The 21,482-nt window shown below is 67.6% G+C and carries 19 protein-coding genes; 14 read left to right on the forward strand and 5 right to left on the reverse strand.

Annotation, left to right across the window (positions count from 1 at the left end; genetic code table 11):
- The first annotated feature begins 143 nt into the window (after positions 1-143).
- The 4 genes from DFR29_RS18085 to DFR29_RS18100 all read left to right on the forward strand — a co-directional run bounded on the left by DFR29_RS18085 (position 144) and on the right by DFR29_RS18100 (position 6,531).
- The gene (locus DFR29_RS18085) at positions 144-392 is read left to right on the forward strand and encodes a YcgL domain-containing protein (protein ID WP_133820025.1); all 249 of its coding nucleotides are present in this window, start codon (positions 144-146) and stop codon (positions 390-392) included.
- A 149-nt stretch (positions 393-541) separates the two neighbouring features.
- On the forward strand, positions 542-3,961 hold the full coding sequence (locus tag DFR29_RS18090) for an ankyrin repeat domain-containing protein (RefSeq protein ID WP_133820026.1): 3,420 nt from the start codon (positions 542-544) through the stop codon (positions 3,959-3,961).
- 255 nt (positions 3,962-4,216) lie between these two features.
- Complete coding sequence (locus tag DFR29_RS18095; RefSeq protein ID WP_133820027.1) at positions 4,217-4,792, forward strand: hypothetical protein; 576 nt, start codon at positions 4,217-4,219, stop codon at positions 4,790-4,792.
- A 146-nt stretch (positions 4,793-4,938) separates the two neighbouring features.
- Complete coding sequence (locus DFR29_RS18100) at positions 4,939-6,531, forward strand: tetratricopeptide repeat-containing sulfotransferase family protein (protein ID WP_133820028.1); 1,593 nt, start codon at positions 4,939-4,941, stop codon at positions 6,529-6,531.
- Positions 6,532-6,586: 55 nt separating this feature from the next.
- Here DFR29_RS18100 and DFR29_RS18105 read toward each other — a convergent pair whose 3' ends face one another.
- Positions 6,587-8,401, reverse strand: coding sequence for a monovalent cation:proton antiporter-2 (CPA2) family protein (locus tag DFR29_RS18105; protein ID WP_133820029.1), 1,815 nt, complete (start codon positions 8,399-8,401; stop codon positions 6,587-6,589).
- A 145-nt stretch (positions 8,402-8,546) separates the two neighbouring features.
- Here DFR29_RS18105 and DFR29_RS18110 point away from each other — a divergent pair, with 145 nt between their 5' ends.
- The gene (locus DFR29_RS18110; protein WP_133820030.1) at positions 8,547-8,900 is read left to right on the forward strand and encodes a hypothetical protein; all 354 of its coding nucleotides are present in this window, start codon (positions 8,547-8,549) and stop codon (positions 8,898-8,900) included.
- Positions 8,901-9,116: 216 nt separating this feature from the next.
- Here DFR29_RS18110 and DFR29_RS18115 read toward each other — a convergent pair whose 3' ends face one another.
- Entirely contained in the window at positions 9,117-10,601 is a 1,485-nt protein-coding gene (locus tag DFR29_RS18115; protein WP_133820031.1) for a RimK family protein, read from the reverse strand.
- A 242-nt stretch (positions 10,602-10,843) separates the two neighbouring features.
- On the opposite strand from DFR29_RS18115, the gene DFR29_RS30125 reads away from it, so the two are divergent.
- Genes DFR29_RS30125 through DFR29_RS18130 form a run of 3 tightly spaced genes read left to right on the forward strand, consistent with a single transcriptional unit; the run spans position 10,844 to position 12,449 of the window.
- Positions 10,844-11,320, forward strand: a complete 477-nt coding sequence (locus DFR29_RS30125) for a GNAT family N-acetyltransferase (RefSeq protein ID WP_279571525.1) — start codon at positions 10,844-10,846, stop codon at positions 11,318-11,320.
- Positions 11,317-11,856 (forward strand): redoxin domain-containing protein, encoded by a 540-nt coding sequence (locus DFR29_RS18125; protein WP_133820033.1) that lies wholly within the window; start codon positions 11,317-11,319, stop codon positions 11,854-11,856. The genes DFR29_RS30125 and DFR29_RS18125 overlap by 4 nt, the downstream gene beginning before the upstream one ends.
- A gap of 5 nt (positions 11,857-11,861) precedes the next feature.
- Positions 11,862-12,449 carry a DUF2179 domain-containing protein gene (locus DFR29_RS18130; protein ID WP_133820034.1) on the forward strand — a complete coding sequence of 196 codons (588 nt, stop codon included), beginning with the start codon at positions 11,862-11,864 and terminating at the stop codon, positions 12,447-12,449.
- A gap of 22 nt (positions 12,450-12,471) precedes the next feature.
- Here DFR29_RS18130 and DFR29_RS18135 read toward each other — a convergent pair whose 3' ends face one another.
- Positions 12,472-13,146, reverse strand: a complete 675-nt coding sequence (locus tag DFR29_RS18135) for a hypothetical protein (protein WP_133820035.1) — start codon at positions 13,144-13,146, stop codon at positions 12,472-12,474.
- A gap of 109 nt (positions 13,147-13,255) precedes the next feature.
- Between DFR29_RS18135 and lptM the strand changes: the two genes are divergently transcribed.
- Genes lptM through xerC form a run of 4 tightly spaced genes read left to right on the forward strand, consistent with a single transcriptional unit; the run spans position 13,256 to position 15,862 of the window.
- Positions 13,256-13,384: an LPS translocon maturation chaperone LptM gene (lptM, locus tag DFR29_RS29695; protein WP_208113640.1), complete on the forward strand. Its 129-nt coding sequence runs from the start codon at positions 13,256-13,258 to the stop codon at positions 13,382-13,384.
- Between the two features lie 41 nt (positions 13,385-13,425).
- Positions 13,426-14,235: a diaminopimelate epimerase gene (gene dapF / locus DFR29_RS18140; protein WP_133820062.1), complete on the forward strand. Its 810-nt coding sequence runs from the start codon at positions 13,426-13,428 to the stop codon at positions 14,233-14,235.
- The gene (locus DFR29_RS18145; protein WP_133820036.1) at positions 14,232-14,912 is read left to right on the forward strand and encodes a DUF484 family protein; all 681 of its coding nucleotides are present in this window, start codon (positions 14,232-14,234) and stop codon (positions 14,910-14,912) included. The genes dapF and DFR29_RS18145 overlap by 4 nt, the downstream gene beginning before the upstream one ends.
- Positions 14,913-14,968: 56 nt before the next feature.
- Positions 14,969-15,862, forward strand: coding sequence for a tyrosine recombinase XerC (gene xerC, locus DFR29_RS18150; RefSeq protein WP_133820037.1), 894 nt, complete (start codon positions 14,969-14,971; stop codon positions 15,860-15,862).
- Positions 15,863-15,978: 116 nt separating this feature from the next.
- Here xerC and DFR29_RS18155 read toward each other — a convergent pair whose 3' ends face one another.
- On the reverse strand, positions 15,979-17,988 hold the full coding sequence (locus tag DFR29_RS18155) for an amidohydrolase family protein (protein WP_166654185.1): 2,010 nt from the start codon (positions 17,986-17,988) through the stop codon (positions 15,979-15,981).
- Positions 17,989-18,273: 285 nt separating this feature from the next.
- On the opposite strand from DFR29_RS18155, the gene DFR29_RS18160 reads away from it, so the two are divergent.
- Together DFR29_RS18160 and DFR29_RS18165 are read left to right on the forward strand one after the other, a co-directional pair.
- The gene (locus tag DFR29_RS18160) at positions 18,274-19,800 is read left to right on the forward strand and encodes an ATP-binding protein (protein ID WP_166654186.1); all 1,527 of its coding nucleotides are present in this window, start codon (positions 18,274-18,276) and stop codon (positions 19,798-19,800) included.
- Positions 19,797-20,486 (forward strand): response regulator, encoded by a 690-nt coding sequence (locus tag DFR29_RS18165; protein ID WP_133820040.1) that lies wholly within the window; start codon positions 19,797-19,799, stop codon positions 20,484-20,486. Before DFR29_RS18160 ends, DFR29_RS18165 begins: the two co-directional genes overlap by 4 nt.
- 84 nt (positions 20,487-20,570) lie before the next feature.
- On the opposite strand, the gene DFR29_RS18170 is transcribed toward DFR29_RS18165, so the two are convergent.
- A complete protein-coding gene (locus DFR29_RS18170; RefSeq protein WP_243746101.1) occupies positions 20,571-21,479 on the reverse strand; it encodes a LysR family transcriptional regulator in 909 nt (302 codons plus the stop codon).
- Between the last annotated feature and the right edge of the window lie 3 nt (positions 21,480-21,482).

Here is a 21,482-nt window from a genome sequence, read left to right on the forward strand (position 1 = left end):
GCGACCCTTCGCACAGCGCCGAACCTGCGCAAAACCCTGCAGAACCGCCTTCGCGACGAGACGCTTCCAACCACCGCAGCGCCACGCATTGCCAAGCCCCCGTCACTTCGCCCTACCATTGCCGCCTCAGCCAGGAGTCCGGAATGGATTGCTTTGTATACAAAAGCCACAAGCGCGCCGATACCTTCGTCTACCTGCGCGAGCGCGACGCGTTCGAACTGCTGCCACGCACGCTGGCCGACAGCCTGGGGCCGCTGACCTTCGTGATCGAGCTGGCGCTGTCGCCGGAACGCAAGCTCGCGCGCGAGGATGTCGATACCGTGATGGCGAATCTGCGCGGTCCGGGCTTCCATCTGCAGCTGCCGCCACCGCCGCTGGAGACGCTCAACTGAGCCTCGCATGACGCGGCGCAGCAACGGCAGCGCCGCGGGTTAAGCCGGACTTACCGCGGTTGCGTACGTAACTGCATATACTCGCGCGGATTTTGGCAGGTTGTCTCAGGACAGCCGTTTTTGTCGACCGCCCTGCAGAGAAGTCCCGCGTGCCCCGAGCCAAGCCGACGCGCCTCGCCAACCTCGTCGCCAGCCTGCCGTACTTCCTGCCGGCCGCTGCCTGCCTGCTCGTCGTGGCGTTTGTCAGCCACCCCGCCGTGCTGTTGCTGCTGCTGGCGGCCAATTCGCTGACCCTGGCGGCGGTCTGCCACGGACTGGGCTTCGATCTGGAAGCACGCTTCGATCGCACGGTGCTGCGCCGTGGCGCCGCGCATTTCGTGCTGCTGGCGAGCTATACCGCAGCAGTGATGCTGCTGCTGGGCTGGCCGCTGGCCTGGCTGCTCAACGGCGGCGAGCTGCCGGCCACCCTGTGCCTGTCGGCTGCCGTCGTCGTCGCGCTGCTGCTGCTGTGGCGGGTATGGCCGGCCTTCGGCCTGGTGCTGGTCTGGGACGATGCCTATCCGGAAGAGGAACAGGGTTCGTGGATACTCGCCGCGGTGTCGCGCAGCGTGACCTTTGCGCGCCACCTCACCGACGAGCACGAACTGTTCTTCAGTCACGGCCTGCCGGTCGCGTTCGCTCAGCTGATCCTGGTCTGCGCCGCGGTGGCGCTGGCCGGGCTCGGCGAATCGCTGCCCAGCGAGCTGCGCACGATGGTGCTGCTGCTCTACGTCGCCTTGCTGCCGCTGGCCCAGCTGCTGATTGCCAATCGCTGCCTGCGCGCCCTGCTCACCGCAAGGCGGGCGCGGCGCGCCGAACCCGCAGCGGCCGAGCCCGGCACGGACAGTGCCGGCGGCGACTGCACTCTGCCCAAGGAATTGCCGCGCGGGCTGGACCAGAACGAGCTGGACGCCGCACTGCTGCACGCCACCCGTTGCGGCCAGCTGGAGCTGGCGCTGGCGGCACTGGAACGCGGCGCCAATCCGGATACCGTGCCGGCCAGTGGCGAACGCGACCAGCGCAGTGTGCTGATGCTGGCCGCCACCCTGCCCGAGGTGCGTTTGCTGCGTGCACTGATCGCCAAGCGCGCCGACGTGAACCGCAGCCATTCCGGGCTTAGCCCGCTGCTGGCGGCGACGCGCGACAGTTACCAGGGCCGCCCCGACGCGGTGCTGACCCTGCTCGCCAACGGTGCCGATCCGGCGTTCGCCGACGGCCAGGGCAATACCGCGCTGCACTATGCGGCGCTGGCGGCCGAACCCATCGTCGCAGCCATGCTGTTGGACGCCGGCGCGCCGCTGGCCGCGGTCAACCGCGACGGCCTGACGCCGCTGGGCCAGGCCTGCCATGCGGCAAATTGGACCTTGCTGCGTTTTCTGCTGGAACACGGCGCGCGCAACGAAGTCGAGCACGCCCAGCCGGCGCTGATCGCTGCCGCCAGCATCGCCGAAGACGACGTGACCGGCGTGAAGCTGCTGCTCAAGCAAAAGGCGCGCGCCGATGCCCAGGGGCCACTGGGCCGTACTGCGCTGATGGCAGCCGCACTGGCCGGCCATGCGGCGATCGTGCGCGTGCTGCTGGATGCCGGCGCCAGCGTCGACACCGCGGACAGCCATGCCACTACGGCCCTGATGGAAGCGGCGCGTGCCGGCGCAGCCGAAGTCATCGCGCTGCTGGCCGGGCGCAAGCCGGATGCGAACAAGGTCGACCACCTGGGTCGCACTGCCCTGGTCATCGCCTGCCAGTCGCGCCAGGCCAAGCCGGCCGCGCTGCGTGCACTGCTCAACCTCGGCATCGACCGCCAGCGCGCCGGCACCGACGGGCGGCGCGCGCTTGAGCACGCCATCGCCGGCGGACGCTGGGATCTGGTCGCCCTGCTCGATCCCGACTACCCGCTGCCCAGCTCGGTCACCGACGGCAGCAATGCCGGCCTGGTCGTGGCCGAATCGCCAGCCCACCTGCTCGACGCACTGCGTTTCGGCCACTGGACCATCGCCGAGGGCATGCTGCCGCGCCTGGCCCAGTGGTCGCAGCTGGAACTGGCCGGCATCTGGCTGGAACTGGCCACGCACAGCGACGCGCGGCCGCGCCAGTGGCTGCTCAATCACGGCCTGCGTGCAGATGCCTATACCGCGCGCACCAGCCTGTTCAACGCCGTGCTGGAGCGCCTGCCCGACAGCGCTGCCGCACTGGGCGAGCTGCTCGACGCCGGCGCCAACAGCGGCGGCGGCGGCGTACTGCGGCGCGTACTGGAAGCGGCACGCAGCGTCACCGATACGCAGCGGCGCGAAACGCTGCTGGCGATCGCGCTGGACTTGTGTCAGCGCGGCGCGGACGCGTTTGCGCCGAACGAACAGGGCGAAACGGCAACGCACCTGGCGGCGCAACTGGGCGCCGACGTGCTGCTGGGACGCCTGCTCGATGCCGGCACCGATCCGAACGGGCGCGACCAGCTCGGCCGCACCCCGCTGCATGCGGCGGTGGCACTGCCTGCAGCCCAGCAGGCCGGCATAGTGCGCTGCCTGATCCGCCACGGCGCCGACCCGGAACTGGCAGCCAACGACGGCGAAACCGCGCTGGGCCGCGCCCTCGGCGGCGGCACGCGCACTTTGCGCTATTGGTTACATTGGCAGAAATGGAAACTGCCGCGCCGCCGCCTGCGTACCGACGATCTGGTCGCTGCGGCCAGCCAGGGCGATGCGGACGCGGTGGAACGCCTGCTGGAGCTGGGCCTGCCGCTGGAAGCGACCGACCACCAGGGCGCCACGGCATTGCTGCGCGCCTGCGGCCAGGGTCATCTGGCCGTGATCGGCCTGCTGTTGCAGCGCGGTGCCGATCTGGAGCACAGCGCCGCCAGCGGTGCCAGCTGCCTGTCGGCCGCCGTCAGCGCGCGCCGGGAGGCCGTGGTCGAGCTGCTGCTGGCGCATAACGTAGTGCTGGACAAGCGCCTACCCGGTGGCGGCACCACACTGATGATCGCCGCGGCACTGGGCTTCCCCGAGCTGGTGGAAAAACTGCTGGCGGCGGGGGCCGACCCCAACCTCGTCGACGAAAAGAACTCGACGGCGCTGCACGCCGCCGCGCGCTACGCCTTCAGCCATGCTGGCTTGCGCGCGCGGGCCGTGCTGGAAGCACTGCTGCGCATGGGCGCGGCACCGAATGCGCGCAACGCCAAGGGACAGACGCCGCTGTTGCTGCTGCTCGGCGGCCGCGCCGATCCGGGGGCGAACTGCGACGCGGCCCAGCTGGCTCACCTCGTTTCGCTGATGCTGGATTTCGCCGCCGATCTCGACGCCCAGGATGAACGCGGCGTCAGCGCCCTGCACGCCTGTGCCATCCACGGCCTGCTCGGCTGCGCGCGCCAGCTGCTGGCCCGCGGCGCCGAGCGCGAGATCCGCGACTGTCTCGGCCGCCGCCCGGCCGAACTGGCCGAACTGCTCGGCTATGCCGACGTGGCGACGGAACTGGGCGCCAGCGCCGCCATTCCCAGCCTGGCGCAGATGCTGCGCCAGCCGGCCGGGCGCGCCTGATCCGCCCAGCCGCCGCGTCCACCCGCCGGCTCCGGCTTATCCGCGCACTATTTTCGCAAGAAAAATTTACCTTCAGTTCGCCAGAGAATTGACAAATTCAGGAATTGGGACAAAGCTGCTCGGCGGGCTTTGCGTTGCGGCTTGGCCCACTCCCGAGTGTCAAATAATTTCATTTCATCCCGCCAAGGCGAACGGCGTCTCCATGACGAGGCACCGCAGGGTTCGCTTGCGCCGAATTTTTGGAGAGTAGTTCCCATGATCAACCGCAAGTACCCCTCAGCGCTGGCTGCCGTGCTCGCCGCATCGGCCCTGATGGCTGCCTCCCACGGCGCGATGGCTGCCGTAATCTGCAATAACACGCCGATTTCGATACCGAACAACATCGACGGCGTCTATATCAACTTCGTCACCGGCACCACCGGCACGAGCAGTGGCGCGGTCCCGGGCTTCGATTTCGATCCGTATGCCGGCGGTGCGGACGGAATGAATTTCTACTTCGGCGGCGGTGCGGACGCGAACAACGGCGCTGTGTTCGACGGCACGATCTACCCGGTGCTCGCCAACGGCACCGTGATCGGTGCGGCCTCTACGTTCGCCCTGGGCACCGCGGACACCACCATGACCGCCTGGCGCGCCGGCACGACGGGCTTTCTTGGGGTGCGCTTCACCAACGAAGCCACCTCGGCGGCCAACTTCGGCTGGGTCAACCTCACGACGACCGCCGGCACGGGCTTCCCGGCCACGGTCAACAGCTACTGCTACGACAATACCGGCGCCGACATCATGGCCGGCACTACGCCGGTAAGCCTGCAGTCGTTCTCGGTCGACTGAGCACGCGCACATCGGTAGCCGACAAACGCCCCGACAGGGGCGTTTGTTTTTTGCGCCCGCTCCACCCGGCGGCGCGGTTTGTCGGCACACGCCGCTAAGGCCGCAGAATCCATCAGGCCTGCCAGCATCTATAGATTTCTCCGCCTATGAATTCGAGCAAAAGCCTGCCCTCGTCGTCGCCACGCGTTGTCGCCTTGCTGCGCGACGCGGAACGCCTGCTGCAGCGAAATGACCTGCCAGGCGCGCAGAATGCCGCGATCTGCGCACTGGCGCTGGCGCCTGGGCAGAAGCGACCAAGGCTACTGCTCGCGCGCATCGTGCGCCGCCGCGGCAGCAGCGCCGAGGCATCGGTCCTGCTGCGCGAACTCGCGCGCGACCATGCGGACGATGCCGAGGTACTCAGCGAACTCGGCGCAAGCCTGAGCGAGACCGGCGCCTTCGACGAAGCGATTCCGCTATTGCAGCGTGCGGTCAGCCTGCATGCCGATGCGGAAAGCTGGTTCGCCCTGGCCCTGGCCTACGACCGCAACAACCAGCCCGAGGAATCGCTGCAGGCTGCGCGCCAGGTCGAACGGCTGGCGCCCAACCATGTGGGCAACCGCTATCTGCTCGCCCGTGCCCAGACCGCACTGGGCCAGATCGACGAGGCCGCCGCCAGCTACCGGCAGCTGGCCCGGCTGCCGGCCGAGGCGGCCAAGGCCTGGTTCAGCCTGCTCGACCTGAAGACCGTCCCCATCTCCGCGGCGGAACTGGCGCGGCTGGAAGCACTGGAACGCGATCCGCGCCAGTCGCGCGACGATCGAATGCTGGCAGCGTTCGCCCTGGGCCAGGCCTACGAAGCCGCAGACCGCCTCGCCGACGCGATGGCAGCGACAACCCGCGCCAACCGGCTGCACCGCAACCCGCAGGCCTGGGACGCCACCGCCCATTCGCGCTACGTCGACGCGCTGGCACGGGCATTCGCACCCGCGCAAGACGCGACCAGCAGCGAACAGGGCGAACAGGTCATTTTCATCGTCGGGCTGCCGCGCTCGGGTTCTACGCTGACCGAGCAGATACTGGCCGCCCACGCCGATGTCGACGCCGCCAGCGAACTGCCCTATCTGCACGAGCTGCTGACGGAGGAATCCAGTCGCCGCGGCCAGCCCCTGGTGCACTGGGCGCCGCAGGCAAGCCCCGCCGACTGGCTGCAGCTGGGCCAGCGCTATCTGCAGCGCACCGCGCGCTACCAGTCGCGCCGGCGCTTCACCGACAAGATGCCGGAAAACTGGCCATATGCCGGTGCGATCCGCGCCATGCTGCCTGGCGCGCGCATCGTCGGCTGCCAGCGCGACGCCGTGGAAACCTGCTGGTCCTGCTACAAGCAATTGTTCGCGCCGGGCCATATCGCCTACAGCTACGACCTCGACCACCTGGCGCGCTATGACGCCGACTACCGCCACCTGTGGCAGCACTGGCAGCAGTACTGGCCGCAAGCCTGCCGCAGTCAGTCGTACGAAGCGCTGGTGGCCGAGCCCGAGCGGGAGATCCGCGCCCTGCTCGAATTCTGCGGCCTGCCGTTCGACCCGGCTTGCCTGGAGTTCCACAAAAGCCGGCGCACCACGCGCACCGCAAGCGCAGCCCAGGTGCGCAAACCGCTGACCGCCACGACCTCACGCGCAGTGCGCTATGGCGAGCTGCTCGCACCGGTTGCCGAAGCAGTGGCGCGGGCGCGGGCAGCGCGAACCATCGCGTCGTAGCTGCCTGGAGGCTACCTCTGCCGCCTCGCCGCGGGGCGGCGAGGAAAAAGCGGGCCTACCACTCGCGATTGACGCCGCCGGACCATTCCTTGCTCGTCGAGCTGGTGGTATCGGCGGCGAAGATCTGCTCCAGTTCCTGCAGTGCGTCATGGGCCGACTGGATCAGCGCGGCATCGTCGTCATAGACCAGGTGCTGCGCCTTGAGCAGCTCCTCGTCGTGGGTGCGGAAGCGGGCAATCCGGTCGGCAGCCACGCGCGGCGGCTGGCCCAGGGCTTCCAGCACCTGGCGGGTCAGATCGAGGCTGCCTTCCAGGGTTTCGCGCACCACACCGTCGACATTCAGGTCCATCAGGCGGAACGCGTGCTGGCGGTTGCGCGCGCGGGCGAAGATCTTCAGGTTCGGATACATGCGCTTGACCAGCCGTGCCGTGCGTACGTTGGCCTCCGGGTCGTCGGTGGCCAGCACGAAGATCTCGGCCTTGTCCGCCTGCGCCGCGCGCAGCAGTTCCGGCCTGCTGGGATCGCCGAAATAGATCGTGCTGCCGAAGCGACGCGACGCGTCCACCTGCTCTATGGAATTTTCCAAAGCAGTAAAAGGTATCTTTTGCGCACGCAGTACGCGGGCGACGATCTGGCCGACGCGGCCGAAGCCGGCAATGATCACGCGCGGCGCATCGCCGTCGATGCGGTCGAACGCACGCTCGGGCTTGCGCACGCGCGCCTGCAGCAGGCGGCCCAGAGCCAGCAGCAGCGGCGGCGTCGAGGCCATCGACAAGGTGATCACCAGCATCAGCAGGCTCAGTTGCTGCGGATCGATCAGCTTGCTGCCGGCGGCCAGCTGGAATACGACGAAAGCGAATTCGCCGCCCGCCGCCAGCACCGCGGCCAGCGACAGGGATTGCCAGCGATCCAGCCCGCCGATGGTGGTGCCGACCGCAAACAGCACCAGCCCCTTGATCGCGAGCAGTGCCACGGTAAGGCCCAGTACCAGCCAGGGTTCACGCAACAGCAGCGGCAGGTCTACCGCCATGCCGACGCTGACGAAGAACAGGCCCAGCAGCAGCCCCTTGAACGGTTCGATCTGCGATTCCAGCTCGTGCCGGTATTCCGAGTCGGCCAGCAGCAAGCCAGCCAGGAACGCGCCCAGGGCCATGGAAATGCCGGCCTGGTCCATCAACCAGGCCGTGCCGATCACCACCAGCAAGGCGGTGGCGGTAAACACCTCGGGAATATTCGTGCCGGCGACAATGCGGAACACCGGCCGCAGCAGATAGCGTCCAGCCAGTACCACCAGCGCGATGGTACCGACCACCTTGCCTGCCTCGACCGTGTTCACTGCCACGCCCTGGCCTACTGCCAGCACCGGCACCACGGCCAGGATGGGAATGGCGGCAAGATCCTGGAACAGCAGCACGGCAAAGCCCTGGCGCCCGTGCGGCGAGGTGAGCTCCTTGCGCTCGGCCAGCAGCTGCAGGCCGAACGCCGTCGACGACAGGGCCAGGCCCAGGCCGACGATGACTGCAGACTTCGGCGCGAGATCGAACGCGAAAATCGCGATCGCCGCGATCACCCCGGCCGTAGCCAGCACCTGGGCCAGGCCGGCGCCGAACACCGCCTTGCGCATCACCCACAGGCGCTGTGGCGAAAGCTCCAGGCCAATCACGAACAGCAGCAGCACCACGCCCAGTTCGGAGATATGCGCGATGCGCTCGGGATTCTGCAGCAGCTTCAGCCCGGCCGGGCCGATGATGGCGCCGGCGATCAGATAGCCCAGCACGGCGCCGAGTTCGAAACGTTTGGCGATGGGGACAACGACGACGGCCGCGGCCAGCAGGACGACGATGTATTGCAGATTGGTGTGGTTTTCCACGCGCCGCCTCCCGGGAACCGGTGCCGATTATGTCACGGCCGTTTGCAGCATCCCGGCACAACGGCAGCGCAACGCCCGTGCCGCTTCGCAGGATCTGAGACGGTCCGGGCGCATTCTGGACCTGCACCCACGAGACAGAAGCGCCATGAACCAGCCACCGATTGCATCCCTGCCGGCAACGCCCGAATCCACCCTGATCGCGCGACTCATTGCCGGCTGGCTCTGTATCGGCCTCGCTGGCGTTGCGCTGCTGCCTGAGGCACGCGCGCACTCGGCGCAGTTTGGCTGGACCGCGTACTGGCTCGTGGGTGCACCACTGCTGATGTGGGCGATGCAACGTCGCCAGCTGTTGGCCGCGCATGCACGGGCGATCCTCGTCGGCCTGTGCATGCGCCGCGCCACTGACGTGGCCGGGGCGGGAAGCCCGTTCGACCGGCGCCAGGGATGGCGTCACGTCAGGTCCAGGCCGCAGGCGCGGCGGCTGATCGCAAAACGGTAGGGCGCCGATGAGCGCAGCGAATTGCGCCGCAAGGTCTCGCCATACGGCCGGGCAGACAATTCTCGCGGTGCAATTCGCATTCGCTCATCGCACCCCACGAAGGCAATCTGCGCTTTGGCAGGGCGCCGATGAGCGCAGCGAATTGCGCCACAAAGCCTTGCGACGCCTTGCGGCAAAGGCCGACAACCGTACCTCGGCGCAAGCGCCAGCCTTGCCTCAATCGGTGATACCCAGCCGCTTGCGCTCCAGCCGGCGCAGGAATTCTTCCATGATGCGCCGGTACAGGTCTTCGCCCAGGTATTCGTCTTCCACGCCCGCATCGATCGACGGGTTGTCGTTGACTTCGATCACAACGATGCGGCCGCCGACCTGTTTCAGATCCACGCCGTAGAGGCCATCGCCGATCAGCGTCGTGGCTTTCAGCGCCAGGCGCACCACTTCGGCCGGCGCTTCGCGCACGGGCAAGGTCTTGAAACCGCCTGACTTGGCCGTGCCGCGGGCACCATGGTTGTAGATCTGCCAATGGCCGCGCGACATGAAGTACTGGCAAGCGTACAGCGGCTCCTTGTTCAGCACGCCGATACGCCAGTCGAATTCCGTATACAGATACTCTTGTGCAATAACCAGCGCCGTATGCTGGAACAGGTCTTCGGCGCCTTTCTTCAGCTCTTCCGCATTTTCGGCCTTGACGATGCCGCGCGAGAACGAACCGTCCGGAATCTTCAGCACGATGGGAAAGCCGAGGATCTGCGGCAGTTCGGCGATTTTCTTCGGGTCGTCGCGGAACAGGATCTCGCTCTTGGGCGTCGGCAGCTTGCGCGAACGCATCAGGTCGTGCAGGTAGATCTTGTTGGTACAGCGCAGGATGGAGGTGGGATCGTCCATCACCACCATGCCTTCCTTCTCCGCCTTGTTGGCGAAGCGGTAGGTGTGGTTGTCCAGCGCCGTGGTCTCGCGGATGAACAGGCCGTCGTACTCCGCCAGGCGGGTGTAGTCGTTGCGCGTGATCGGATCGACTTCGATGCCCAGGTCCTTGCCCGCGTCGATGAACGACTTCAGCGCGCGCTTGTTCGACGGCGGCATGGCCTCGGCCGGATCGTGCAGCATGGCGATGTCGTAGCGGTATTTGCGCCGCGCCCGCGGCTTGCGCCACAGCTTCTTGGAAAAGCGGTCCAGTGCATCGGCGAAGGCATCTTCTTGCGGATCGTTGAGCAGGTGCATGCCGGTCGGCTTGATCGCCACGATGCGCCATTCGCGCTCGCGCTCGAACTCGATGCGCAGGATGGGACAGGGAAAGGTTTCGAATACCTGCCGCGCCAGATCCTGCAGCGGCGCATAGCTGGTTTCGCCGAAGTACACCTGCAGGCCGAAGTCGGTGGTGTCGCGCGAGTCGGGCAGGAAGCGGCTGAGCTTCTGGTTGAGGTCTTCGATGTCCAGGCCGTACAGCGAGCGCCGGCGCAGGTCGTTGATGGTGCGCACCGACGGAATCACCTTGTGCCCGCGCGCCTCGGCCAGCAGCGATACGTAGTAGCCGGTGCCCAGGTACTTGTAGCTGCGGCACAGGTTGATGACCTGAGTGCGCTGCTCTTCTTCGGCGGTCAGCGGTTCGCGCAGATAGTCCGTCGCGGTGACCACATTGTCGGAAGGATAGTAGGAACCCCAGTCCGATGCCTTTTCGACAACGATGACCAGCCGGCTCACAGCGGGCACTCAATACAGGCGACGCGGCGTGGCGCCGCTGGGGCAGGGTCGGGCATAAGAGATTGACGATGGGGTTGCGGCGAGCGGCGCCGAGTTTGACACACGCCTGTGAGGCCGGCACGGGCGATTGGTTCCCCGCCGCGGTTGCCGCGCCGGTGCATGCGGCCGGCGTTCAGCCAGAACGACATAACTGTGCGCCGATTGACGCGCGGCAACGGCTTGCGCCTGCTAGTCTGCGCGCCGTGTCCACGCCTCCCGACATCGCCTTGCGTCCGGCCCGGCCCGGCGACCTTGCCGCACTGGTTGCGCTGGAACAGACCGCATTCGCCTACGACCGCATGAGCAGGCGCCAGTATCAGCGTCATCTGGGCAGCGATCGCGCGATCCTGCTGGTGGCCGAATCGGCGGGCGAACTGCTGGGATCGGCCCTGCTGTTCCTGCGCCGCCATTCCGACCTGGCGCGGCTGTATTCGCTCGCCACGGCCGCCGCGTCGCGAGGACGTGGCGTAGGTCGTGCCTTGCTCAGCGCCATCGAGGCACTGGCCATTACCCGCGGCATACGCCGCATCCGCCTGGAGGTGCGCCGCGACAACACGGCCGCCGTAGCCCTGTACGAGGGCCATGGCTATCGGCGTGTCGCCGCGCTGGACGCGTACTACGACGACGGTGCCGACGCCTGGCGCTACGAAAAAACCCTGCCGGATCCTGCGCAACCATGAAATCCGCCCTGCTCCTGGCCCTGCTCGCGCTGGGCGCCGCCGCCGACGAACCACCCAAGCCGGCCAGCAGCATTCCGCCGGCCGAGCTGATGCCGCCCAATGTGCGCTTTGTGGAAACCGTGCTGCAGCGCAAGCCGCTGCATGCGCTGAACGCACTGGGCGGGCTGCGCCTGCCCAAGATCGAAGTATTCGAACACGGCAGCGGCCATCTGCTACACGTGGTCGGCTGGGACAAGCGCAGCTTGCCGCGGCTGGATCGGGCGCTGCAGAAAAAGCGTATATCCCTGGGCGATCCGCCGCTGCAAGAAATCCTGGCGACGCTCGACGACAAGGATGGCAACGCGATCACGCCGCTGCCACTGGCCGACGGCGACGTGGTTGTCGTCGTCTACTGGGCGGCCTGGTGCGGCCCCTGCGGCACGGCGATGACGGAATTGCGCAAGCACATGCAGGCCGATCCTTCGCGGCGCTACGTCTGGTACGCGATCGAAGCCGACCCGGTGAAACAGAAACTGCAGCGGCAGACCACGCGGTGACTGCCATGCAGACCCTGATCCAGCTGATCGATACCTATCCGGCCGTACTCGCGCTGGCCATCTTCTGCGCGCGCATCGTCGACGTGTCGCTGGGCACGATACGCATCCTGGTCGGCTTTCGCGGCTATCGCCTGCTGGCCGCGCTGATCGGCTTCTGCGAGGCGGCGATCTGGGTGATCGCCGCCAGCAAGGTGATCGGCCACCTGGACTACTGGTACCTGGTCATCGCCTATGCGGCCGGCTATGCGACCGGCAATTTCGTCGGCATCACCCTGGAGCGGCGCCTGGGTGTCGGCCGCGAACTGGTACGTATCATTTCCTACTGCAGCGCCTGCAACCTGGCCGATGCGCTGACCCGGCGCGGCTATTCCGTGGTCGAACTGGCGGGCAGGCATCGCGGCGAAGCCTCGGTACAGGTGCTGTACGTGGTCGACAAGCGCCGGCGCATGCCCGAGCTGCTGCGCCTTGTGCACGAACTCGACCCTGCCGCCATTTATACGGTTACCGATGTGAAATCCTGCCATGGCGAGGACGTGCATGCGCTGGATGCAGCTGCAGGGCCAGGCCTGGCGTTGCGGTTCAAGCGCAAGTAGCGCGGCAGGGCAGGCAGCTGCGCTACCAGTCCATCGCCTCCAGCTTCGCCTTGGTCTGGTCGTCCGCCGGCCGCGCGATCAGGCCGCCGGCCGCGGCCAGGCTGACCTGGTAGCGTGCGCCGTCGAACAGGGGCATGTAGACGCCGCTGCCGAAATCCGCATCGACCCAGGGCAACCAGCTTGGATAGCGGCGCTTGATCTGCCACAGGTCCAGCACGCCGTCGCCGCCGATCGCAGCCACACTGGGCGGCGCCGCCTGCGCCTTGGCCGTATCGCGCCAGCGTCCGCTGACGCGCTCGACCCGGTACAAAGGCTGCGCGCCCAGGCTGACTGCCCTGGGCGTCCATTTGATCACGCGCGCGTCCAGCTGCCAGTCGTCGCCGGCCACCTGGGCGCTCTCGTGCGTGCCGTCGGCCAGGTCCAGGCGCAGCGCCCACTGCTGCGGCGCAAATTCGCGCACGCTGACCGTAGCCACGGGCTGCTCGGCAGTCAGGCGGCGGTAGCCGTCCAGCGACAGCGACAATGCGCAGGCCAGCAAGGCCAGGCTGAGCAGGGTCAGCAGCCAGACGCCGCGATGGCAGGCCGACAGGCGGCGGCGCTGGCGCCAGCGCCGCCGCACGGCAAAGCTCTGGACTAGTGCGGCCAGGCCGAACAGGCCGGCAGCGACCGCGGGAAGCAGGGCGGGAATCTCGAACATGAGGCCAAGTCGCCGTACCCAGGATGGGCCTCGTTATACTGCATCCCTCGCCAAGACCGCATCACGGATGGTGGCAAGACCGCGCCGTCCGCAACCCATAGGCCTAGTCATGTACAAGCTGTTGCGTCCGCTGTTGCTGCTGCTCGCCCTGGCCCTGCTCGCCGCCTGCGGCAACAAGGGCGATCTGGTCAAACCCGGTACCACGCCCGCTCCGGCCAAGAGCGAAGCCAGGCAGTGAGCGCGGCAGCGCGCACTCCGCGCTTGTTGCCTTTTAGCAAAATGCACGGCATCGGCAACGATTTCGTCGTGCTCGACTGCCGCCGCGAGGCGCTGTCGCTGGATGCCGCCGCCATCGCCCGGCTGGGCGACCGGCATATCGGCGTCGGCTTCGACCAGTTGCTCACCATCGAACCGGCGCGCGATGCGGCCTGCGCTTTTCGCTACGGCATCTACAACCGCGACGGCAGCGAAGCCGGACAGTGCGGCAACGGCGTGCGCTGCGTCGCCGCCTGGCTACGCCGCGACGGCGCGCTGGGGCCGGGCCTGACCCGGCTGCAAAGCCCGTCCGGTGCGGTCGCCGTCGAAATTCTCGACGACGGCCGCGTGCGCGTGGACATGGGCGTGCCGGCCTTCGCGCCGGCGGCAATCCCGCTGCGCGAAAGCGCCGAAGCGCTGCGCTACCGGCGCGAACTCGGCGCTGTTGCGGTCGAATTCGGCGCGCTGTCGATGGGCAATCCGCATGCGGTGATCGAAGTCGCCGATACCGTGACCGCGGCCGTGGCGCAGTGGGGGCCGGCATTGGAAACGCATGCGGACTTTCCCGACCGCGCCAATATCGGCTTCGCCCAGGTGATGTCGCCTGCGCAGATCCGCCTGCGCGTATGGGAGCGCGGCGTCGGCGAAACCCTGGCCTGCGGCAGTGGCGCCTGCGCCGCCGCCGTGGTGCTGAACCGGCTGGGCCGCGTCAGCGACGTGGTCGAGGTGCAACTGCCCGGCGGTACCCTGCATATTTCCTGGGCCGGCCCCGGTGCTCCGGTGTGGATGACCGGTCCGGCCGCCTTCGTCTTCGATGGGAACTACCAGCTATGAGCGACCTGAGTCTGAAAGACGGCCTGACCGCGATGGAAGTCGCCAGCTACCTGCGCCGCCATCCGGAATTCCTCAACGAATTTCCCGATCTGGCCCTGGCCCTGCGCCTGCCGCGCGACCAGGGTGCGGCGGCGTCGCTGGCGAGCTACCAGCTCGACGTGCTGCGCGACAAGAACCGCGAGCTGAGCCGGCGCCTGCGCGAGCTGGTCGAGATTGCGCACGAGAACGAACAGCTGATGATCCGCGTGCACTCGCTGACCCTGTCGCTGATGCGCGCCACCTCGCTGGGCGACAGTCTCAACCGCGTCGTAGCGGGGCTGACCGAGGATTTCCACACTGACCTCGTGCGCATCGTGCTGTTCGGCCGCAGCGATACCCTGGCCAGCAACGAATGGCTGCTGCTGCATGCCGACGGCAAGACCGGACTGCCGGCGTTCGCCGAGTTCCTGCAACGCAACGAACCGCTGTGCGGCCGCCTGCAGCCGGACAAGCTGGCCACGCTGTTCGGCCCGCGCGCAGGCGAAGTGCAGTCGGCGGTGCTGATGCCGGTGAATGGGCTGGGCATGCTCGCCATCGGCAGCCACGACATGGACCGCTTCCATCCGGGCATGGGTACGGTATTCCTCAAGCTCATCGCCGAGGCGATCACGGCTTCGGTGTCGCGCTATCCGCTCTAGGCGGCTGCGCAACCGATGAACATCGCGATGCCTTCGCTCCCACGCTGCGCGGCTGCATGAGCGCCCTGGGCGGCGATGTGGCGCGCTTTCTCGACTACCTGAGGGTCGAGAAACGCTATGCCGCCGGCACCATCGTCAACTACGCGCGGGAACTGGCTCTGCTGCAGGCCCAGGCGGAAAGCCTGGGCCTGAACCATTGGCGCGAACTGCGCGCCGAATTCCTGCGCAGCCTGGTCGCACGCGAACACCGGCGCGGACGCGAGGCCGGCAGCCTGCATCACCTGCTGTCGGCCTGCCGCAGTTTCTTCCGCTGGATGCTGCGCGAAGGCGTCATTGCGCAAGACCCGGCGCTGGACGTGCGCGCGCCCAAGCTCAGGCGAAAATTGCCGCAAGTTCTCGATGTGGACGAAGCCTCGGCCCTGGTCGAGATTCCCGCCGACACGCCCGAGGCGCTGCAGGACCGCGCCATGCTGGAGCTGTTCTATTCCAGCGGCCTGCGCCTGGCCGAGCTGATCGGCCTGCACTGGAACGACATCGATCTGGACGACGGCCTGGTGCGTGTACTGGGCAAGGGCTCCAAGACGCGGGTGGTGCCGGTCGGCAGCAAGGCGCGCGAGGCACTGCAGGCCTTGCGCAAACACGCCGCGCCCGAGGCCCAGGCCAGCGTTTTCCTGGGCCGCGGCGGCAAGCCGGTCTCGCCGGCCACCGTGCGCCGGCGGCTCAAAGGCTGGGCCCAGTCGCAGGGTGTGTGGAAGCGCGTCTACCCGCATCTGCTGCGCCATTCCTTCGCCAGCCATATGCTGGAATCTTCCGGCGACCTGCGCGCGGTGCAGGAACTGCTGGGCCATGCGGATATTTCCACGACGCAGATTTATACCCATCTGGATTTCCAGCACCTGGCGCGCGTCTACGATGCGGCGCATCCGCGGGCGAAGCGGCGGCGCGAGTAGTCGCAAGTACCGGCGTACGGCTGCGCAGATCCGCCGGCGGAAAATACCGCCGGCAGAAACGAAAACGGACAGGTGCGAGCCTGTCCGTTTTCGTTCGTGGCGCTGGTACCTTCGGCTTACGGCGAAGGCTTGATGCCGATCGCAGTGAACAGCTTGGCGCTGTCATAGCGGCGGTCGCCGCGGATCACCGTGCGCACCTTGCGGATGTCAGCCATGTTGAGCGTCGGATCGCCGTCGACCAGGATCAGGTCAGCGACGTAGCCCGGCGCAATGCGGCCGTATTCCTTGTCGCGCTTCATCACCGCAGCGCTGTCGTAGGTGGCGATGCGCAGCACGTCCTTGGGCGGAATGCCGGCGGCAACGTAGAGTTCCAGTTCGCGCGCCAGCTGCAGGCCGCCGCTGCCGTCCGTGCCGGAGACGATGCGCACGCCGCTGCGATAGAGCAGGCCGACGTAGTCGATCATGCGCTGGTAGCCGTCACGGTAAGCGGCCTCCTGGCCGGGCTTGATCGGCAGGCCGCCGGCACCCGACTTGATGCCGCGCTGCCAGGTCAGCGGCAGGCGGTCGAGGATGGCGGCCCAGCCCGGTCCCGGCAGCTTGGGCCGCCCCAGGAACATGTCTTCGAAGGTGCTGACGGTCGGATCGACCACGATGTCCTTCTGCTTGAGGTGCTGCACGAATTCCAGCACCTGCGGCGAACCCAGGTCGATGCCGGCGCCGTATTCGCCGATGGCGGTGAAGCGCGCGGGCGAACGCGTGTCCTGCACTTTGTCGAACAGGAAATTCAGCATCAGCATGTTGATGTGCTGGATCTCGTCGGCGCCGTTGTCGACGAACTGGCGTGCCGTCATGAAGGCCGGCACATGGCCGCTGACACGCAGGCCCTTGGCGTGCGCCATGCGCGCGATCGCCGGCATCAGCTCGGGCTTGATCGAGCTGTAGATCTTGATCTGCTCGTGGCCGCTGGCGGCGTATTCGTCGACGATGCGCTGCGCGTCGGCTTCGTTGTCGGCCAGTGCCTTGGTCGGACCGGCGAACGGACCGGGGCCGTCGATGATGCCGGCCTTGATGATGCGCGGGCCGATGTCCTTGTTCGCCTCGATCGACTTGATGCGCTCGGCCAGTACCGGCGGATTGTTGGCCAGGTCGCGGATCGTGGTCACGCCGCCGGCAATATCGAGCACGCCGTCGGCCTGGCCGAAGAAATGCGCGTGCATATCCCACAGGCCCGGCATGAGGAAACGCCCGCCGCCGTCCATCGTGTCGGCACCGGCCGGTGCGCCGACGTCGGCGGCCTTGCCGGCGGCGACGATGCGGCCCTTGTCGATCAGCACGGCCGCATCGGTGGTGATGGTGCCGCTGGCCGGGTCGAAGGTGCGCACGTTGCGGATCAGCAACGGCTTGGCGAGGATTTCGGTCAGGCTCGTGGCACGCTGCTCGGCCTGCTGCTTCTCCTGCGCATCCTGCACCTTGCCCAGGCCGGACAGCGCGTCGGCATAGCCGTCGCGCACCACCGACTGCCAGCTGGAATAGCTGGCGAAGAAGCGCTGCTGCTCGTCCAGCCAGAGGTAGCTGGGCGTGGTGTCCAGACCGTGGATGGCGTACAGCGTGACCTTCTTCGCACCCGGCTTGCCCTTGACCTTCAGCTCGCTGAGCTTTTCCACCCGCGCGCTGCCGGCGGGGAGGATGTCCAGGCTCTTGCTGTCGGACTTGAGCAGTGCACGCGTGAGCAGCACGAACTCTTCCGGCGTGCCGTTGAGGCTGAGGTAGAACGACGGCTTGGTCAGCTCCTGGCTGGCGTCTTCCGCCGAGTTCTTCCAGCTCACCTTGCTGCCGTCGCGGCTGAAGGTTTCGTCCACCGGACCCTTGAAATAGTCGATGCCGGTATTGGCGATGCGTGCGACGCTGCCGTCGGCACCGACGCGGTATTCGGCATCCATCTTCGGCCCGCGGCCACGGTCGTTGAACTCGTAGTGGACCTTGATGCTACCGTCGTCGGCGTAACGCGCCTCCTGAAAACCGGCCTTGGCGCCCATGGTGAGGATCTCGCTGCGTTCGACCTGTTCGGCCGCGCTCGCATGACCCGTGCACAACAACAGTCCCGCTGCTAGCAGGTGCAGTTTCATCGGCATGGCTCCTGGGTAGATCCGCCCAGCGTATGTCGCCCTTGCCGCGGCAGCCTGTGCCGGAAGGTGGGCCTGCTCTGCACGAAATCTCCCATTTGCCTGCGCAGGCGCTGCGCAATGCGGCATTAGGCTCACACGAGGTATCCGTTCTTCTTTGGAGTACACCATGCGCTGCGCAGCACGCCCGCAACCTCTGCAACGGCCAGCGTCCGGCGCTGCGTTGCCGCCGCAGCACGCCCACCCGGTCGCCAGCCGCGCGGCCTGATGCCGGCAGCACAGCGGCCGATGGCACAATCCCGCCCGAACTCCCTGCAAGGCCGTCCCATGCGCCTGTGGCACCGGCTGTTCCTGCTTTGCGCCGGGCTCAGCGTGGCCAGCCTGCTCGGCTACGCGGCATGGCAGCAACGTGCGTTCGCGACCGGCTTCGCGACTTATCTCGACAGCGTGGCCGAACGGCGTGCCGCGCAGCTCGCCACGCGCCTGGCCGAAGAATATCGCCAGCGCGGCAGCTGGGATTTCCTGCGCCGCGATCCGCATCTGTTCGGCGGCCTGGCGATGAACCCGCAGGCGTTTTCGCCAGCCCCCGACGACGGCCGTGGCAGTCCTGCACCGCCCGGTTCCGATCGGCGCAAGGATCGCGGCGCCGCCGGCAACAACGCCGCCGACCGCGCCGGGCCGGCGCGCGGCGGCGGACCGCCGGGACCACCGCCCGGGTCGATCAATGCCGGCGATCGCCTGGTTTTGCTCGACGAAAACGGCCAGCGCCTCGCCGGCAGCCGCGAAAGCGGCACGCACCTGGTCGCACTGCCGGTACTGGTCGACGGGCGTCGCGTCGGCGAACTGCGCGTGGCGCCATTGCCGCCGCTGGCCGATGCACCGGAACGCGTCTTTGCCGAAAGCCAATGGCGCAGCGGTCTGGTCGCCGCGCTGGCCGTGCTGCTGTGCGCGCTGGCTCTGGCCTACGCGCTGGCGCAGCGGCTGCTCAAGCCGATCCAGGCGCTCAGTCGCAGCTCACGCGCACTGGCCGACGGCGATTTCTCCTCGCGCGTACCGGCGCAGGGCCGCGACGAAATCGCCGCACTGGCGCGCGACTTCAATCACCTGGCCGCAGCGCTGGAACAGAATCGCGAGGCACGCCGGCGCTGGGGCGCCGACCTCGCCCACGAACTGCGTACGCCGGTTACCGTGCTGCGGCTGGAGCTGCAGACCCTGATCGACGGCGTACGCCAGCCTGGCCCGGCAGCGATGGCCTCGCTGCTGGCAGAGACCGAGCGCCTGTCCGCACTCATTGAGGATTTGTACCAATTGTCGCTGGCCGATGCCGGCGCGCTGGAATACCACTTCGAAACGGTCGACCTGGCCGAGCTCGCCCGCGAGGTGGTGGACAACCATCGCGGCAGCGCCGCGGCCGCCGGCCAATTGCTGGAAGAAGACTATGCAACCGACCTGCCGCCGCTGCGCGGCGATCCGTTGCGCCTGGCGCAGCTGATCGAGAACCTGCTGCTGAACGCGCGCCGCTATACCGATGCACCCGGACGCATCCGCATTGCGCTGGCCGTGCGCGCCGGCCAGCTGCAGCTGCAGCTGGAAGACACCCCGCCCGGCGTGGCGGCGGAAGACCTGCCGCGGCTGTTCGACCGCCTGTTCCGCAGCGAGCGCTCGCGCAACCGCAGCGCCGGCGGCGCCGGGCTGGGCCTGTCCATCTGCCGCGCCATCGTCGATGCGCACAGCGGCGCGATCTGGGCCGAGGCCTCGGACCTGGGCGGCCTGCGCGTCTGCGTACTGCTGCCGCTGCCGGGAGAGCGCGCATGAATGCGCCGGCACACCTGCTGCTGGTCGAGGACGAACCGAAAATAGCCACCGCGATGCGCGACTGGCTGGTCGCCGCCGGCTACGCCGTCGACCTGCGCGAACGCGGCGACGGCGTGGTCGAGGAAGTACGCCGGCAGGCACCCGATCTGTTGCTGCTGGACCTGATGCTGCCAGGCGAAGACGGCCTGAGTATCTGCCGGCGCATCCGCGAATTCTCCGAACTGCCGATCATCCTGGTCACCGCGCGGGTGGAGGAAATCGACCGTCTGCTCGGGCTGGACCTGGGCGCCGACGACTACATCTGCAAGCCCTTCAGCCTGCGCGAACTCGGCGCGCGCGTACGCGCCCTGCTGCGCCGGACCCGGCCGTCGCCACGCAACACCGCGCCGGAATGCGGCATCGTGCTCGATGCCGACCGCTTCGAGGTGCGTGTGGCCGGCCGCCCGCTGGCGCTGACGCCGGTGGAATTCCGCCTGCTGCGCCGGCTGATGGAAAAACCCGGCAAAGTATACTCACGCGGGCAACTGCTCGATGCCAGCTACGAAGACCACCGCGTAGTCAGCGACCGCACGGTCGATTCGCACGTACGTAATCTGCGCCGGAAATTCGGCGAAGCGGGGCTGGACCCGATCGAGTCGGTCTATGGCGTGGGGTTTCGTTTCGAGCTCGCGCGCGAGCCGCAGTGACCGCCGCCGAGGCGCGATGCCGGCGCCGCAGCACGTTCGCTCAGCGCCAGGCCCGCGCAGAGACAAGGCATTGCGTAGCAGACATCAACGCTCGGAATGCCCCGCCTCGTCGTAGCCGCCTCGACCGAACAGGCCGGGCCGGATCAGGTCGACGAAGGCACGCGCCTGGGTCGACAGGTATTTGCCCTTGCGCATGACCACGCCGTAGCTGCGCTGGGGGAAATACTGCTTCAGATTGCGCACGATCAGGCGCGACTGGTCGTGTTCGGTCAGGCAGATGCCGGTGACGATGGAAATGCCCAGGCCCATGGCGACGTATTCCTTGATCACTTCCCAGCCGCCCACCTCGATGGCGACGCGATAGGGCACGCGCCGCTGCTGGAATACCAGGTCAACCAGGCGATAGGTGGTCAGGCGCTGCGGCGGCAGGATCAGGCCGTAGGGCGACAGGTCTTCCAGCTGGATGTCGACCTTGTCCGCCAGCGGGTGGTCGCGCGGCAGGATCAGCATCGGGTCGAACCACTGCACCGGTTCGTAGGACAGATCGTGCGGTACATCAAGCATGGAGCCGAAGGCGAAGTCGACCTGGTCCTGCCGCAGCAAGGCCAGGCCGTCCTTGCCGGTGACGTTGTACAGCTGCAGGCGCACGCCCGGATGCTCGTCGCGGAACGCGCGCACCAGCGGCGGCAGCAGATACTGGATGGTGGAAGAACCGGCTGCAATGATGACCTCGCCGGCATCCAGGCCTTGCAGCTGGCTGCGGAACTGCTGGTCCAGGCCTTCCAGCCCTTCGACCAGGGGTCGCGCCAGTTCGTACAGCATCTGGCCTTCCCGGGTCAGCACGAAGCGCGGCCGCGCGCGCTCCAGCAAGCGCACGCCAAGTTCCTTTTCCAGGGCCGATAACTGCAGGCTGATGGACGGCTGGGACAGGAACAGCGCCTCGCCCGCGCGCGCCAGCGTGCCGAACTTGACCACATGGCAGAACGCACGCAACTG

Origin of the sequence: Tahibacter aquaticus (assembly GCF_004363655.1) — a bacterium.
GTDB lineage: Bacteria > Pseudomonadota > Gammaproteobacteria > Xanthomonadales > Rhodanobacteraceae > Tahibacter > Tahibacter aquaticus.

Excerpts from the sequence above, each read along its gene's own strand:
- DFR29_RS18110 (WP_133820030.1), top strand. The coding sequence starts at position 8,547 with ATGAACCAGCCACCGATTGCATCCCTGCCGGCAACGCCCGAATCCACC.
- DFR29_RS18100 (WP_133820028.1), top strand. The coding sequence starts at position 4,939 with ATGAATTCGAGCAAAAGCCTGCCCTCGTCGTCGCCACGCGTTGTCGCC.
- DFR29_RS18155 (WP_166654185.1), bottom strand. The coding sequence starts at position 17,988 with ATGAAACTGCACCTGCTAGCAGCGGGACTGTTGTTGTGCACGGGTCAT.
- DFR29_RS18125 (WP_133820033.1), top strand. The coding sequence starts at position 11,317 with ATGAAATCCGCCCTGCTCCTGGCCCTGCTCGCGCTGGGCGCCGCCGCC.
- DFR29_RS18135 (WP_133820035.1), bottom strand. The coding sequence starts at position 13,146 with ATGTTCGAGATTCCCGCCCTGCTTCCCGCGGTCGCTGCCGGCCTGTTC.
- dapF (WP_133820062.1), top strand. The coding sequence starts at position 13,426 with ATGCACGGCATCGGCAACGATTTCGTCGTGCTCGACTGCCGCCGCGAG.
- DFR29_RS18165 (WP_133820040.1), top strand. The coding sequence starts at position 19,797 with ATGAATGCGCCGGCACACCTGCTGCTGGTCGAGGACGAACCGAAAATA.
- DFR29_RS18145 (WP_133820036.1), top strand. The coding sequence starts at position 14,232 with ATGAGCGACCTGAGTCTGAAAGACGGCCTGACCGCGATGGAAGTCGCC.
- xerC (WP_133820037.1), top strand. The coding sequence starts at position 14,969 with ATGAGCGCCCTGGGCGGCGATGTGGCGCGCTTTCTCGACTACCTGAGG.
- DFR29_RS18095 (WP_133820027.1), top strand. The coding sequence starts at position 4,217 with ATGATCAACCGCAAGTACCCCTCAGCGCTGGCTGCCGTGCTCGCCGCA.
- lptM (WP_208113640.1), top strand. The coding sequence starts at position 13,256 with ATGTACAAGCTGTTGCGTCCGCTGTTGCTGCTGCTCGCCCTGGCCCTG.
- DFR29_RS18085 (WP_133820025.1), top strand. The coding sequence starts at position 144 with ATGGATTGCTTTGTATACAAAAGCCACAAGCGCGCCGATACCTTCGTC.
- DFR29_RS18160 (WP_166654186.1), top strand. The coding sequence starts at position 18,274 with ATGGCACAATCCCGCCCGAACTCCCTGCAAGGCCGTCCCATGCGCCTG.
- DFR29_RS18130 (WP_133820034.1), top strand. The coding sequence starts at position 11,862 with ATGCAGACCCTGATCCAGCTGATCGATACCTATCCGGCCGTACTCGCG.